This window comes from Mesorhizobium sp. M7A.F.Ca.US.011.01.1.1, assembly GCF_003998295.1.
In the GTDB taxonomy this organism is placed as follows: Bacteria; Pseudomonadota; Alphaproteobacteria; order Rhizobiales; family Rhizobiaceae; genus Mesorhizobium.
Window position 1 is genome coordinate 1 of the sequence record NZ_RZRT01000012.1, and the last position, 12,895, is coordinate 12,895.

13 protein-coding genes and 1 pseudogene are annotated in these 12,895 nt (G+C 61.4%); 6 read left to right on the forward strand and 8 right to left on the reverse strand.

Annotated elements, in window-relative coordinates:
- The 3 genes and pseudogenes from EOA13_RS14520 to EOA13_RS14530 form a co-directional block, all read left to right on the forward strand.
- Positions 1-193: IS3 family transposase (locus EOA13_RS14520; RefSeq protein WP_164780078.1), on the forward strand; the 193-nt coding region annotated here is incomplete at its 5' end.
- A 271-nt stretch (positions 194-464) separates the two neighbouring features.
- Positions 465-1,435: pseudogene (locus EOA13_RS14525) on the forward strand (AraC family transcriptional regulator).
- A gap of 171 nt (positions 1,436-1,606) precedes the next feature.
- Positions 1,607-2,038, forward strand: coding sequence for a DUF4437 domain-containing protein (locus tag EOA13_RS14530; RefSeq protein WP_127293503.1), 432 nt, complete (start codon positions 1,607-1,609; stop codon positions 2,036-2,038).
- Between the two features lie 13 nt (positions 2,039-2,051).
- Here the strand turns inward: EOA13_RS14530 and EOA13_RS14535 are convergent, their stop codons facing one another.
- From EOA13_RS14535 to EOA13_RS14565, 7 genes are all read right to left on the reverse strand, one after another.
- A complete protein-coding gene (locus EOA13_RS14535; RefSeq protein ID WP_023812450.1) occupies positions 2,052-3,155 on the reverse strand; it encodes an ABC transporter ATP-binding protein in 1,104 nt (367 codons plus the stop codon).
- Complete coding sequence (locus EOA13_RS14540; protein ID WP_023812449.1) at positions 3,155-4,258, reverse strand: ABC transporter ATP-binding protein; 1,104 nt, start codon at positions 4,256-4,258, stop codon at positions 3,155-3,157. The genes EOA13_RS14535 and EOA13_RS14540 overlap by 1 nt, the downstream gene beginning before the upstream one ends.
- Positions 4,255-4,476: a hypothetical protein gene (locus EOA13_RS14545; protein WP_127293505.1), complete on the reverse strand. Its 222-nt coding sequence runs from the start codon at positions 4,474-4,476 to the stop codon at positions 4,255-4,257. Before EOA13_RS14545 ends, EOA13_RS14540 begins: the two co-directional genes overlap by 4 nt.
- The gene (locus EOA13_RS14550; RefSeq protein WP_013529496.1) at positions 4,473-5,432 is read right to left on the reverse strand and encodes a carbohydrate ABC transporter permease; all 960 of its coding nucleotides are present in this window, start codon (positions 5,430-5,432) and stop codon (positions 4,473-4,475) included. The genes EOA13_RS14545 and EOA13_RS14550 overlap by 4 nt, the downstream gene beginning before the upstream one ends.
- A gap of 1 nt (position 5,433) precedes the next feature.
- Positions 5,434-6,339 carry a sugar ABC transporter permease gene (locus EOA13_RS14555; RefSeq protein ID WP_013529495.1) on the reverse strand — a complete coding sequence of 302 codons (906 nt, stop codon included), beginning with the start codon at positions 6,337-6,339 and terminating at the stop codon, positions 5,434-5,436.
- 65 nt (positions 6,340-6,404) lie between these two features.
- Positions 6,405-7,721 carry an extracellular solute-binding protein gene (locus EOA13_RS14560; protein WP_127293507.1) on the reverse strand — a complete coding sequence of 439 codons (1,317 nt, stop codon included), beginning with the start codon at positions 7,719-7,721 and terminating at the stop codon, positions 6,405-6,407.
- Between the two features lie 352 nt (positions 7,722-8,073).
- Positions 8,074-8,775, reverse strand: a complete 702-nt coding sequence (locus EOA13_RS14565) for a TetR/AcrR family transcriptional regulator (protein ID WP_127293509.1) — start codon at positions 8,773-8,775, stop codon at positions 8,074-8,076.
- Positions 8,776-8,886: 111 nt separating this feature from the next.
- On the opposite strand from EOA13_RS14565, the gene EOA13_RS14570 reads away from it, so the two are divergent.
- From EOA13_RS14570 to EOA13_RS14580, 3 genes are read left to right on the forward strand one after another with little or no spacing between them, the layout of a single operon-like run.
- On the forward strand, positions 8,887-10,083 hold the full coding sequence (locus EOA13_RS14570) for a Tm-1-like ATP-binding domain-containing protein (RefSeq protein WP_127293511.1): 1,197 nt from the start codon (positions 8,887-8,889) through the stop codon (positions 10,081-10,083).
- Between the two features lie 12 nt (positions 10,084-10,095).
- Positions 10,096-10,959, forward strand: a complete 864-nt coding sequence (locus EOA13_RS14575; RefSeq protein ID WP_127293513.1) for a phosphoenolpyruvate hydrolase family protein — start codon at positions 10,096-10,098, stop codon at positions 10,957-10,959.
- Positions 10,960-10,964: 5 nt separating this feature from the next.
- Positions 10,965-11,381 carry a cupin domain-containing protein gene (locus EOA13_RS14580; protein WP_127293515.1) on the forward strand — a complete coding sequence of 139 codons (417 nt, stop codon included), beginning with the start codon at positions 10,965-10,967 and terminating at the stop codon, positions 11,379-11,381.
- Between the two features lie 209 nt (positions 11,382-11,590).
- Here EOA13_RS14580 and EOA13_RS14585 read toward each other — a convergent pair whose 3' ends face one another.
- Positions 11,591-12,781: a Xaa-Pro peptidase family protein gene (locus EOA13_RS14585; RefSeq protein WP_127293517.1), complete on the reverse strand. Its 1,191-nt coding sequence runs from the start codon at positions 12,779-12,781 to the stop codon at positions 11,591-11,593.
- Positions 12,782-12,895: the final 114 nt, after the last annotated feature.

Consider the following 12,895-nt stretch of genomic DNA (forward strand, 5'->3'; position numbering starts at 1 on the left):
ACCTATCGAGAGCTTCTTCGCAACACTCAAATCCGAGCTCTTCTACCCCAATACCTTCGAGAACGTTCAGAGCCTCAAGGCCAGCATCGAGGATTACATCCACTACTACAATCATGATCGCATCAAACTGAAACTGAAAGGGCTGAGCCCTGTGCAATACAGAACCCAGCCCTTAAATCTGCCGGCACCTTAAACTGTCCAACTTTAAGGGGTCAGTTCACACAGGCGGGTTTTTCGTTTGATGCTCCGTCAGCCTACGCCCCGGAGAAAGCACCGAAGAACCCGTTGACCCGAGTTCGTTGCCCTGAGCCGACGCATGGAGGCCGTGACGGACTGGCGATTCCAGGCTAAAGCAATTCCAAGAAAAGTGTGAAGCGGTTTTTCCGGCGGGAATTGCGTCAAAACAAAGACATAGAGCGGTTCAACGTTTCCGTTAAGCGATGAACTGCTCTAGAAAAATCCGCATGGTTTTCACCTCGCCCAAGACTGCCTTGCCGGCCTCGGACGGTCCGCTAGCCGACATCTTGCGCGGATTGCGGCTTGATGGCGTCGACTATGGCCGCTGCGAACTTTCAGACCCATGGGCCGTGTTGTTTCCTGCCCAGAAGGCAGCAAGGTTTCACTTTATCGGCCGCCGCCAATGCTGGCTGTTTTCGCCAGCCGGGGAATGGATTGAGCTGACACCCGGCGAGGCATTGCTCTTGCCGCGCGGTGCCGAGCATGTCGTTGCCAGCGCGCCTGGCATTCCGGCCGTGCCGATCGAAAGCTACACTGTCGAGCCTTTGCAGGACAATGTCTTCAATGTCTCCAACGGCGGCCACGGCCCGAAAACCTTGCTGTTTTGCGGCAGCATGCACTTCAACCTGGACGGGTCGCACCCCTTGCTGGGCATGATGCCGGACATGATGCGCGCCAAGGAATTGATGGCTGGCGAGCCAGGTATTCCGCATCTGCTGGAAGCCATGGCCGCCGAAATCACCATGAACCGGGCCGGCTCTGGCGGCATGCTGGCGCGACTGGCCGACGTGCTGGCTGCAAGCATCATCCGTTCCTGGGTAGAAAACAGTGGCGGCGACACCAAAGGCTGGATCGCGGCGATCAAGGATCCCGACATCGGCCGCGTACTTGCCGCCATTCATCTGCAACCCGACAGGAACTGGACCGTCGAAGCGCTCGCGCGCGAAGTGGGCGCCTCGCGATCGCCTTCGCCGAACGCTTCACGGCCATCGTTGGCGAAACACCGGCGAGATATGTCGCCCGGATACGCATGCACCAGGCGCGGCAATGGCTGATCGACGATCGGATGCGGGTATCAGTGGTCGCCGCCAGACTGGGTTACGATTCCGAAGCGTCGTTCAGCCGGGCGTTCAAGCGCATCATAGGCATCGCGCCCAGCCACCTGCGCACTGTCGACGGCACCTCCGGAAACCGCTGAGGCGATCCCGGATCCGCGGCCGTGGATTGCCGGGTCTGGATGAATTGCCCGGTCTGGATGAATTGCCAAGCCTTCCGGACGCAATGCCATTGCCGGGCCACCCGCATGCAATAGCTTGCCAGAACCAAGCAGCCAGAGGCCGGCGTCCAGTCGGTCCGAAGAGGAGAACCAATGCCAAATCATCCGAAGGTCATCGCACTCGCCGTCATGCTTGCGGTTCCCGGGCGCGCCTTTGCCCTCGAGGACAGCTACCTGCCGGCCGACAAGATCCCCTATGTGGCGGAAGTACCCGACCAGCCGCATCGTCTTGGCCCATTGTGGGGCGAGCGGGCCAAGGGCCCGGCAGGCACGTTGCTGAAGGTTCCCGGCAACTGGCGTGCACCGGTCCATGCGCACACCGCGGATTATCGCGCGGTGGTCATAAAGGGGCTGTGGGCGCACTGGCAGATGGATGGCGGCGAGGCGACCAAGGTCGAACTGCCTCCTGGATCCTATTGGACCCAGAAGGCCGATGAGATGCATGACGACGCCTGCGTCTCCGACACGGAATGCGTGATCCTGCTGATCAACGACACGCCCTACGAAACCTACTTCCAGAAATAGGCTGGGATGCAGCCTATGAGGCGTGTCGCAAGCTGACGCCGCTGCCCTTGTCGAACAGCACCACCTTGTCGGGGTTCCAGGCAAAGCGCACCGCCTGCTCGATGGCGACGTCAGTCCTGGCCGGCACGGTGGCACGCAGTGTCGCGTCGCCGACGCGCAGCGTCAGGATCTTTTCGACGCCGTGGTTCTCGACGTCGTGGACACGCGCCTCGACCGGCGCGCCGCTCTCGAGATAGACGTCCTCGGGACGAATGCCGAAGACGAGTGGGCGACCGTCGGTCGCCGCACCCGCCTTTAGCCCCCCAAAAGTCTTGGCTCCCCCTGAAAATGGCAGTTCGAAATTCAACGGAGCCATCACCGCGCGGCCGTTCACAAGCTTGCCGTCGATGAGGTTCATCGGCGGCGAGCCGACGAAGCTCGCCACATAGGTGTCGCGCGGGTTGTTGTAGATCTCGTGCGGCGTACCGGTCTGGACGATGCGGCCATGGTTGAGCACGCCCACCTTGTCGCCCATCGACATCGCCTCGATCTGGTCGTGGGTGACGAACAGGAAGGTGGCGCCGAGCTGCATCTGCAGGTTCTTCAGTTCAGTCCGCAGCGCCTCGCGCAGCTTAGCGTCGAGCGCCGACAGCGGCTCGTCCATCAGGAACACACGCGGCTTGCGCACGATGGCGCGACCGATCGAGACGCGCTGCATCTCGCCACCGGACAGCCGATCCGTCTTGCGGTCGAGCAGATGCTCGATCCGCAGCGTACGGGCGGCACGGTCGACGCGATCCTTGATCTCGGCGTCGGGCAGCCGGCGAATTTTCGGCTTCAGCGGGAATTCGAGATTTTCGCGCACCGTGTAACGCGGATAGAGCGAATACTGCTGCAGCACCAGCGCCACGTCACGCTCGGCCGCACCCCAGTCGGCGACATCGACGCCGTCGATGAAGACCTGGCCTTCGCTGGGCTTTTCCAGACCGGCGATAAGCCGCAGCGTCGTCGTCTTGCCGGCGCCCGTCTCGCCCAGCAGCACGAAGAACTCGCCATCGGCAATATCGAGATCGAGCCCGGTGAGCGCAGTGTGGTTGCCGAAGGTCTTCGAGATGTTCTTGAGCTGGATATGGGCCATCAGAGTCTCACCTCAAGCGACTTGCCGCTTGCCTTGTCGAAGAAATGCGCCTGGGTCGGGTCGATCCTGGCGAAGACCCTTTCACCGGGTCCGGCAACGAAGCCGCTCTTGGTGCGGGCCCGCAGCAACTCGGTTCCGACCTTGAGATCGACGATGTCGAAGGAGCCGAGCGGCTCGACGATATGCGTGTCGACAGGCACGAAGCCCTCGGTCGCCTCGCGCCGAATGAGCACGCCCTCCGGTCGGATGCCCAGCGCGAGCTGCCGCCCGGCATGGCCGTTGAGCTTCGACAGCAATGCCTGCGGAAATTCGAAGCCGGAAGCCGCGCCGCCGACCGTTACCGAGACCGCGGATCCGGTCTCGGCGACCGCGGCATCGGTGACATTCATCACCGGGCTGCCGACGAATTGCGCCACGAACAGATTTGCCGGCTGCGAATACACCTCGTCCGGCGTGCCGACCTGCTGCAAGACGCCTGCGTGCATGATGACGATGCGGTCGGCCAGGCTCATGGCCTCGATCTGGTCGTGCGTGACATAGATGGTGGTCGAGCCCTGCTTGATGTGCAGCCGCTTGATTTCCGCGCGCATCTCCTCGCGCAGCTTGGCGTCGAGCGCGCCGATCGGCTCGTCCATCAGCATGGCCTTCGGCCGCCGCACCAGCGCCCGGCCGATGGCAACGCGCTGCATGTCGCCACCCGAGAGCGCCGACGGCTTCTTGTCCAGCAGATCGGTGATCTGCAGCGTCTTGGCGACGGAGCGAACCTCGCTATCGATCTCCGTCTTGCTCTTGCGCGTGGCACGCAAGGGAAAGGCGATGTTCTCGTAGACGCTCATATGCGGATAGAGCGAGAACGACTGGAACACCATGGCGATGTCGCGGTCGGCGGCCTTCAAATGCTGTACCGGCTTGCCGTCGATGAAGATGTCGCCCTCGTCGATGGTTTCCAGCCCGGCGATGGCGCGCAGCGTTGTCGTCTTGCCGCAGCCCGACTGGCCGAGCAGCACGATGAACTCGTTGTCGGCGATCTTGAGGTTCAGGTCCTTGATGACCTGAACGGCGCCGAAGAATTTCTGGACGCCGCGAAGCTCGATCTGGGTCAATGCTGTGCTCCCGGATTGCGCACCTGGCCGGTGCCGGCCTTTTCCTCGGGCGCGATCTTGGAGGTTACGTTGAAGCCGACGAGTCCGATCAGGATGATGGTCAGGCCATAGGTATGCAGCAGCATGCTCCAGGGCTGGCAGAGCGCGATGATGCCGAGCACCATCAGGATCTGCGATCCGGGCTCGAGGTATTTCTGGTTGATGGCGCGAAAACTCATTTGCGGATCGCTCCGAAGGACATGCCGCGCAACAGATGGTTGCGAAGCAGGAAGGTGAAGATTGCGACCGGCAGCAGGAACAGGAAGGTTCCGGAGGCGATCACCGTCCAGTCCGGCAGGCCCGAACCGACCTGGCTCGGGATGAAGGGAGGCGCGGTCTGGGCGCGGCGGTTGGTCATGATCAACGCAAAGGCGTATTCGTTCCACGCGGTGATGAAACAGAACACGGCGGTGGCGGCGATGCCCGTGGCGGCCTCCGGCAGCACGATCTTGAAGAACGCCTCCATGCGCGTGTAGCCGTCGACAAGCGCTGCCTCCTCATACTCCTTCGGGATCTCGTCCATGAAACCCTTCATCAGCCACACGGAGAAAGACAGGTTGAAGGCGGTGTAGAGAATGATCAGGCCCAGATGCGTGTCGTTGAGCCCGACTGCCCGGTACATCAGGAACATCGGAATGGCGACCACCACCGCCGGCAACATGCGCGTCGACAGGATGAAGAAGAGCAGGTCCGCCTCCCCTTTCACCTTGAAGCGCGAGAAGCCATAGGCGGTGAATGTCCCCATGCCGACCGCCAACACCGTCGAGGTGATGGCGATGATAAGCGAGTTCAGGAAGCGGCTCGGATATCCCGACCATTGCACCTGGCCCTTGCCGTCGCGCACGATCTTCTCGCCGCCGTCGAACACGACGCGCTCCCACCACGGGGCGGCGGCATATTCTTCGGCCGACGGCGGGCTGCGCAACTGTGAGCGCTTTGTGAAAAGTTTGACGAAAGGCGAGATGGTCGGCTCGAACATCACGGTCGGCGGGATCGTCGTGGCCAGGTTGCGTGGCTTGAACGAGGTCGCCACGATCCAGTAGATCGGCGCCAGGAAGATGATCGTCACCAAAAGGACGGCGACAATAGCGACCTTGTTGAGCGCCCGTTCACCCGAAGTCTGGACGGCCGCCATCTCAGCGCTCCTTAACTTTGTTGAGGTATTTCACATAGATGTTGGTGATCGCCAGCACCATGATCAGCACGATATAGGCAAGCGCGCAGGAGCGCCCTGTCTGCCATTCCTGGAAAGCCATCTTGTAGAGACGGATGGAAATCACCTCGGTGCTCGGCTGCGTCGACAGCACATAGGCAAGATCGAAAGTCTTGAAGGCTTCCATGGTGCGGAAGATGACCGCGATCATCAGGATCGGCGCGACCAGCGGCAGCGTGATGCGGAAGAAGGTATAGAACGGCCCGGCGCGGTCGATCGCGGCAGCTTCATAAAGATGCTTCGGCACCGCCGAAAGCCCGGCGAGCGACAACAGCATGACGAAGGGCGACCACATCCAGATGTCTGTGAACGCGACCGCGTAGAGCGCCATCTTCGGATCGCCGAGCCATTGGAATTTGCCGAGGTCGAGCACGTAGTTGATGACACCCCAGGACGGATCGTAGAGCAGTTTCCAGAACAGGCCGACCACCGCCATCGAAAGCATCATCGGCAAGAGCAGCAATGTCGTGATCAGGCCCTTGAGCGGAATGGTACGATTGAGCAGCATCGCCGTTCCGAAGCCGACGACAACCTGACCGACAACCGAGACGATGACGTATTTCGCGGTCACCGCGAAATTGTTCCAGATATAAGGGTCGCTGAGGAGCTCGCGATAGTTCTTCAGTCCGACGAAATTGGCCGGCGCATTGGTCGATGCGCGGAAGTCGGTGAAGGAATAGCCGAGCGAGTAGATCAACGGAAAGATGTTGAAGACGATCAGGAACACGATCGTCGGGATGATGAAAAGGTTGCGTATCGAAATGTCGCTGAGGCCGCGAGAGGCGGCTCTGGAGGAGGTATTCAGCGGTGTGATCATTGTGGTCGCCAAGACCTGCTCCCATTCCTGAAAAAGAAAACGGAGGAGGCACAGGCCTCCTCCGCACTACATGTCGGTTATTGGCCGCGGCCGTATTTCTTGAACGTGGCGTCCCAATCCTTCGCCAGCGCATCCAGCATTTCCTTGGCCGTACCATCGCCATTTACGATGTACGGATAAACACGCTGGTTGAGCTGCTGCAGCAGTTCCGCATATTCCGGCACCGCCCAGAAGTCCTTGACCTTGAACATCGTGTCGTAGAAGGCCTTGTTGTAGGGCGTGGCGTTCTGGAACTCGGCCGATTCCAGCACGGCCTTGTTGCAGGTGTAGCCGCCGAGGGCTGCCCACTTCTTCTGCGTATCGTCCTGGATGAACCACTTCAGGAATTTCATCGCCTCTTCCTTGTTGTTGGAATAGGAGACGACGGAAATGCCCTGGCCGCCGAGCGCGGCGAACTGCTCACCACCTGGACCTGCCGGGTTGGCGAAGAAGCCGGTGTTCTTGGCATGCGGGTTCGACGCCTCGTTGATCAACGAGGGGAAGAAGGCGAAGTAGTTCATGCTCATCGCCGCCAGGCCTTCGGTGATGGCCTGGTTGTTCTCGACGAAAAAGGCGTTGGTCCAGCCCGGCGGCGTGAAGCCGAACAGCTTGCGGTAGTTTTCTGCCGCGGCTACCGCCTTGTCCGAGTTGATGATGCCGTCGACCTTGTAAGTGCCGAAGTCGCCGAGCTCACCGCCATACGAGAACAGCGCGTTCTCGAAGCCCATCGCCAGGCCGTCATACTGGTTCTGGGTGTAGATGGCGATGCCGTAGCGGTTCTGGTCGGGCCTATTGAAGAACTCCGCGATGTCGGTCATTTCCTTGAAGGTCTTGGGAACGGCAAGTTCGTAGCCATACTTGGCCTTGAACGCTTCCATTTCCTTCGGGTCCTCGAACCAGTCCTTGCGGTAGGCCCAGCCCACGGCGTCGCCCTCGGCGGGGATAGACCAGTATTTGCCGCTGTTGCCGGGATATTCGGAGTAGAACTTGACCGTCGCCGGAGCCATCTTGTCGAGAACCTGGTTCTCTTTGACGAAGTCGGTGAGGTCGACATAGTGACCGCCCTCGGAGGCGGCACCAAGCCATTGCGAGTCGCCGACGACCAAGTCATAGGCGCTGCCCTTGGCGTTGAACTCGGTGAAGGCCTTGGTCTGGAAATCGGCCCACGGGGTGGTTTCCACCGTGATCTTGACGCCGGTTTGCTTCTCGTACTCGTTGCCGAGCTCCTGCAGATAGTTTGCGGGATCCCATTCAGCCCAGAAGATGGTGAGTGATTTTTCCTGCGCGTAAACGGACGTTCCGCAGGCAAGCGTTAAGCCGATACCAGCAAGTACGCTGGTCACTAACTTGCGCATAATGATTTCCTCCCTTGTGCGCGTTCTACCTTATCGTGCGAGCCGGCGACGTGGCCGGCCCTGGTAGTCCCTCCCGTGATCGCACCTTTCCGGTTTGGAGCCTCCTCGCCCCGCCGGAAAATGGATCGCAGCCCTCACTTTCGATCCGCATTTCTGATCCAATCTGGTATTACCAATTTTGCATGCACGTCAAGCCCTTTCTTGGCAGCTTGACATGGCCATTGCCATCGGATTCCCGCTTTATCTGCCTGTTTTACCAAGATTTTCCTACTCAGTGATATGATTGGGTATTGTCCGATACCCCACCCAACGGCTAAGATCGGTAGTGTGCATGCCAATCTGGTCGAACCAGTTAGGCTCTATTCATGACTGCCTTCGGATTGAGGCTGCCTCCTTCATCGACCGATTCCGCGACTGCCGCACGCACCAGCGCCCCAGCCGCCCACTGTGCGACCGCCCTCGTCCGGCGGCTGTCCAGCCCCCAGATATCCTTGAGCACGATCAGCACCTCGACGCCGAAGATAAGCGACAGCGCCTGCGCCAGCCGCTTGAAGTCGCGCGGCGGCAAACGGCCCTTGAGCGGCGCGATCGCATCTTTCAGCAAGTCGATGCGATGGCCGCGCGTAAAGGCGGGCTCACCGCCCAGCGTGCCGGCCTGACGCCGCGCCCATTGATCGAGCGACAGCTTCAGTGCTGCCTTGAACGTGGCTTCGAAGGCCTCGATGCGCGGCATGGCCGTATCGAACAGCTCGGCGACCCGGCGCTCGGCATCGGCGGAGGTCGATTGCCAGGTGAGGATTGGCCCCAGCCCCTCGTCGACGACGGCCTGCACCAGTGCCGACTGGCTCGGGAAGTAACGATAGGCGGTGGCGCGGGAAACCTCGGCCGCCTCGGCGACCTCGCTGACCGAGGGCGTGACGCCCGCCTGCATCAGCCTTGTTGCCGTCTCCAGCATCAGCCGTTTGGTCCGCGCGCGCGGCCCACGTTCGGGCACTGGACCGGTTGCCCGTTCAGCGTCGTCGATCGCAGCGGATTGTTGACGTGAGACATTCATGCCAATACGATACGCGCGTCTCAAAATTTTGCAATGGCGTCCGCATCGTCGAGTGGCCCGGGCAATGAGCGATGGAGGCGGCATCGCGCCTGCCAGGATTGGGGGAGCGCAATGAAGCGTATCTATGTGGTGGGTACCGCGGACACCAAGGGCGAGGAACTCGCCTTCCTGGCCGATGCGATCGCTGCTGCGGGCGCTGTCGTCTGTCGTGTCGATGTCGGAACGCGCGATGCAACCATCCCCGTCGATATCAGCGCGAGGGAAATCGCCGACCGTCATCCCGGCGGCCGTGACGCCGTGCTCGGCGGCAATGATCGTGGCGCCGCGGTCGCCGCGATGGGCATCGCCTTCGCCCGCTTTGCCCAATCGCGCAACGACATCGCAGCCATGATCGGCATCGGCGGCGGTGGCGGCACATCGATCGTCACGTCGGGCATGCGCGCCCTGCCGCTCGGCCTGCCCAAGATCATGGTCTCGACGCTCGCCTCCGGCGATACCGCACCCTATGTCGATGTCTCCGACATCATCATGATGCCCGCGGTGACCGACATGGCGGGATTGAACCGGCTCTCCCGTGTCGTGCTGCACAATGCCGCCCAGGCGATATCGGGCATGGCGGCGAGGCCGGCGCGACCGCCCGATGGCCGGCCGTCGATCGGCCTCACCATGTTCGGCGTCACCACGCCTTGCGTGACGGCCATCGCCGATCAGCTTCGTTCGACCTATGACTGCATGGTATTCCACGCCACCGGCACTGGCGGCCGCAGCATGGAAAAGCTGGCCGACAGCGGCTTGCTGTCCGGCGTCGTCGACATCACCACGACCGAAGTCTGCGACCTGCTGTTCGGCGGTGTGCTGCCGGCGACTGATGATCGTTTCGGCGCCATCGCTCGCACGGGGCTGCCCTATGTCGGCTCCGTCGGCGCGCTCGACATGGTGAACTTCTGGGCGCCTTCGACCATCCCGGAGCACTATCGCGATCGGCTGTTCTACGAACACAATCCCAATGTCACGCTGATGCGCACCACGGCAGACGAATGCCGTGCGATCGGCGAGTGGATCGGCACCAGGCTCGCCCGCTGCGGGGGGCCGGTGCGTTTTCTCATCCCGGAAAAAGGCGTCTCGGCGCTCGACATCGAAGGCGGCGCCTTCTTCGACCCGGAAGCCGACGCCGTTCTGTTCGATGCCATCGAGCGCACCATCAAGCCCAACAGCAAGCGCCGCGTGACGCGCCTGCCGCTGCACATCAACGATCCCGAATTCGCAAAGGCTGCAACATCAGCCTTCCTCGACATCGCCAGACAGTGAGAGATCTCAAAGATGCCCGCCATACCGCGCAAGGACATATTGAAGAAATTCAGGGGAATGATCGACAAGGGCGTGCCGATCGTCGGTGGCGGCGCCGGCACCGGCCTGTCGGCGAAGGCCGAGGAGGCTGGCGGCATCGACCTCATCATCATCTACAATTCCGGCCGCTACCGCATGGCCGGGCGCGGCTCGGCCGCCGGCCTGCTCGCCTATGGCAATGCCAACGAGATCGTCAAGGAAATGGCCTATGAGGTGCTGCCGGTGGTCAGACACACGCCGGTGCTTGCCGGCGTCAACGGCACCGACCCGTTCGTCATCATGCCGCTGCTATTGGCCGAGTTGAAGACCATGGGCTTTTCCGGCGTGCAGAACTTTCCCACCATCGGTCTGTTCGACGGAAGCATGCGGCAAAGCTTCGAGGAAACCGGCATGGGCTTTGGCCTCGAGGTCGACATGATCGCCGAGGCGCACAAGCTCGATCTCTTGACCACGCCCTATGTCTTCAACCCCGACGAGGCCCGCGCCATGATAAAAGCCGGCGCCGACATCGTCGTCGCCCATATGGGTGTGACGACAGGCGGCTCGATCGGCGCCACGTCAGCCAAGTCGCTCGACGACTGCGTTCAGGAGATCGACGCCATCGCCAATGCCGCGCGCTCGGTGCGCAAGGATGTCATCCTGCTTTGCCATGGCGGCCCGATTTCGATGCCCGACGACGCCCGTTACATCCTCTCCCATGCCAAGGGCCTGCACGGCTTCTATGGCGCCAGCTCGATGGAACGGCTGCCGGCGGAAGCTGCGATCGCCAGACAGACCGCTGATTTCAAATCGGTGACACTTGGTGGCCAGAAGACCACGAAGAAAAAGAAGGGATGAGAGAGATGACCGACAAGAGCAAAATGTTTGTCTACCCGAAGGACGTCAGCGCCTTCGGCTTCGACTGGGGAAAATTGGCGCTGACGGTGGCGCCCGAAGTGAATGGCGCAACCCGCTTTTCCGGCGGCGTCGTCGACCTGCCTTCCGGCAAGGGCCACACGCGCCACAACCATCCGGGCGCGGAAGAAATCATCTTCGTCATCTCCGGTCATGGCGAGCAGATGGTCGAGGACGAAAAGGGCAATCCGGTGGTGGCAAAAGTCGGCCCCGGCTGCACCATCTATGTGCCGGAAAGCCGCTTTCATTCGACGCTCAACACCGGCGATGGGCCGATGCAGCTGTTCGTCGTCTATTCGCCGGCCGGGCCTGAACTGGTTTTGCGCGAGCTGCCGGATTTCAGGCTGATTCCGGCGGGGCAGTGATGAACTCGTTCTAGGGTAGCGCTGCCCCTCATTGTCCTGCCGGACATTTCTCCCCGTATAGTGACGGGGAGAAAGACGCAGTCATCGGCGCTTTCGCTAGTTTTCAACGCCGCAAATAGGTGCCGAGGGCGCGGCTGCCCTCTTCTCCCCGTCACTATACGGGGAGAAGGTGCCGGCAGGCGGATGAGGGGCAGCGCCAGCCTTGGGTTCTATAAAATCCCGCCCCTGTTCCATCCCCTGCCACGATCACCGAACATCACATAGCCGGTGTCGGTGACCGCCAGCGTGTCCTCCAGCTTGATGAAGCCGCGCGTCGGGTGGAGCATGGTTGTCTCCACCGAAAGCACCATGTTCTTCTCCAGCGGCTTGGCCGCATAGGTGCCTTCATAGGTCACCGGGTGGTTGGTCATCAGGAACGGCGCCTCATGCGTGATCAACCCCATGCCATGGGCGAAGAAATCCGTGTAGGCCGCGACCTTCGAAGCCTTCAGCACGCCCTCGGCATGCGAAATCATGTCGCCGCCCAGCGTGCCCGCTTTGACCTTGGAGAAGGCCGCCTGCTGCACCGTCTCGACCTCGGCCAGCAAATCTCTAAGTTCGGCATCCGGTTCGCCGAGGATGCCCATCCGGCAAAGGTCGCCGATATAGCCGTGATAATTGCCGCCGGAATCGATCGACAGCACCTCGCCTTGCTTCCACGCCTGCGGTGAAGCGGCGCGGTTGTGGCTGGAGCCCAGCGTCAGCAGGCAATATTCGAAATGAATGCCGCGATTGGTTTCCTCGCGCCGCAGCTGTTCGATGATCTCGCCCTTGGTCGTGCCTTCGCGCGCCCAGGCAATGGTCGCCAGCATGGAATCGGTGATCAGTTCGGAGGCCGTGCGCAGCTTCTCCAGTTCGGCATCGGTCTTGATGGCGCGCATGCGCTCCAGCATATCGGTAGCATCGATCAGTCTGGCGTCCGGCAACGCCTTGCGGATCAGCGTATAGGCGTCCGACGGCAGGAAGCTGGGCTCGATGCCGATGCGGGCGCCGGCCTTGCCGATCTTCTGCAGATGTTCGACGGCGAGATTGGCAGCATCGAGCGTGCCCCAGCAGGCGGCGTGCAGCGTCGGCGTCCAGAACGGGTTGTTCTGATGCTCGCCGCCCTCCATGCGGTTGCCGATATAGGCGGCATGGTCCGGCCCGCCCTTTTCGTACACGACGATCGGCAGATACCGGCTGTGGCCGATCGCATCCATGGCGGCGAAGAAGATGAACTTGTAACCGCCCAGAAGATATTGCGTGTTGTGCTTGGAGGTGGCGAGCAGCACATCGATGCCGGCCTCCTCCATCAGCCGGTCGACCCTTGCCTGGTCGAACGGGATGTTGCCGACCGCATTCTTGCCCGGAGCAATGTTCATTTCTCTCTCCCTGAATAGCCGGATCGCCGCTGTTCCACTCCGATCCCTTGGCAGTGGTCAAATTTGCACCATTTTGCCCATTCTGGTCCAGCCAGAAAGAGATAAAATGTCGCC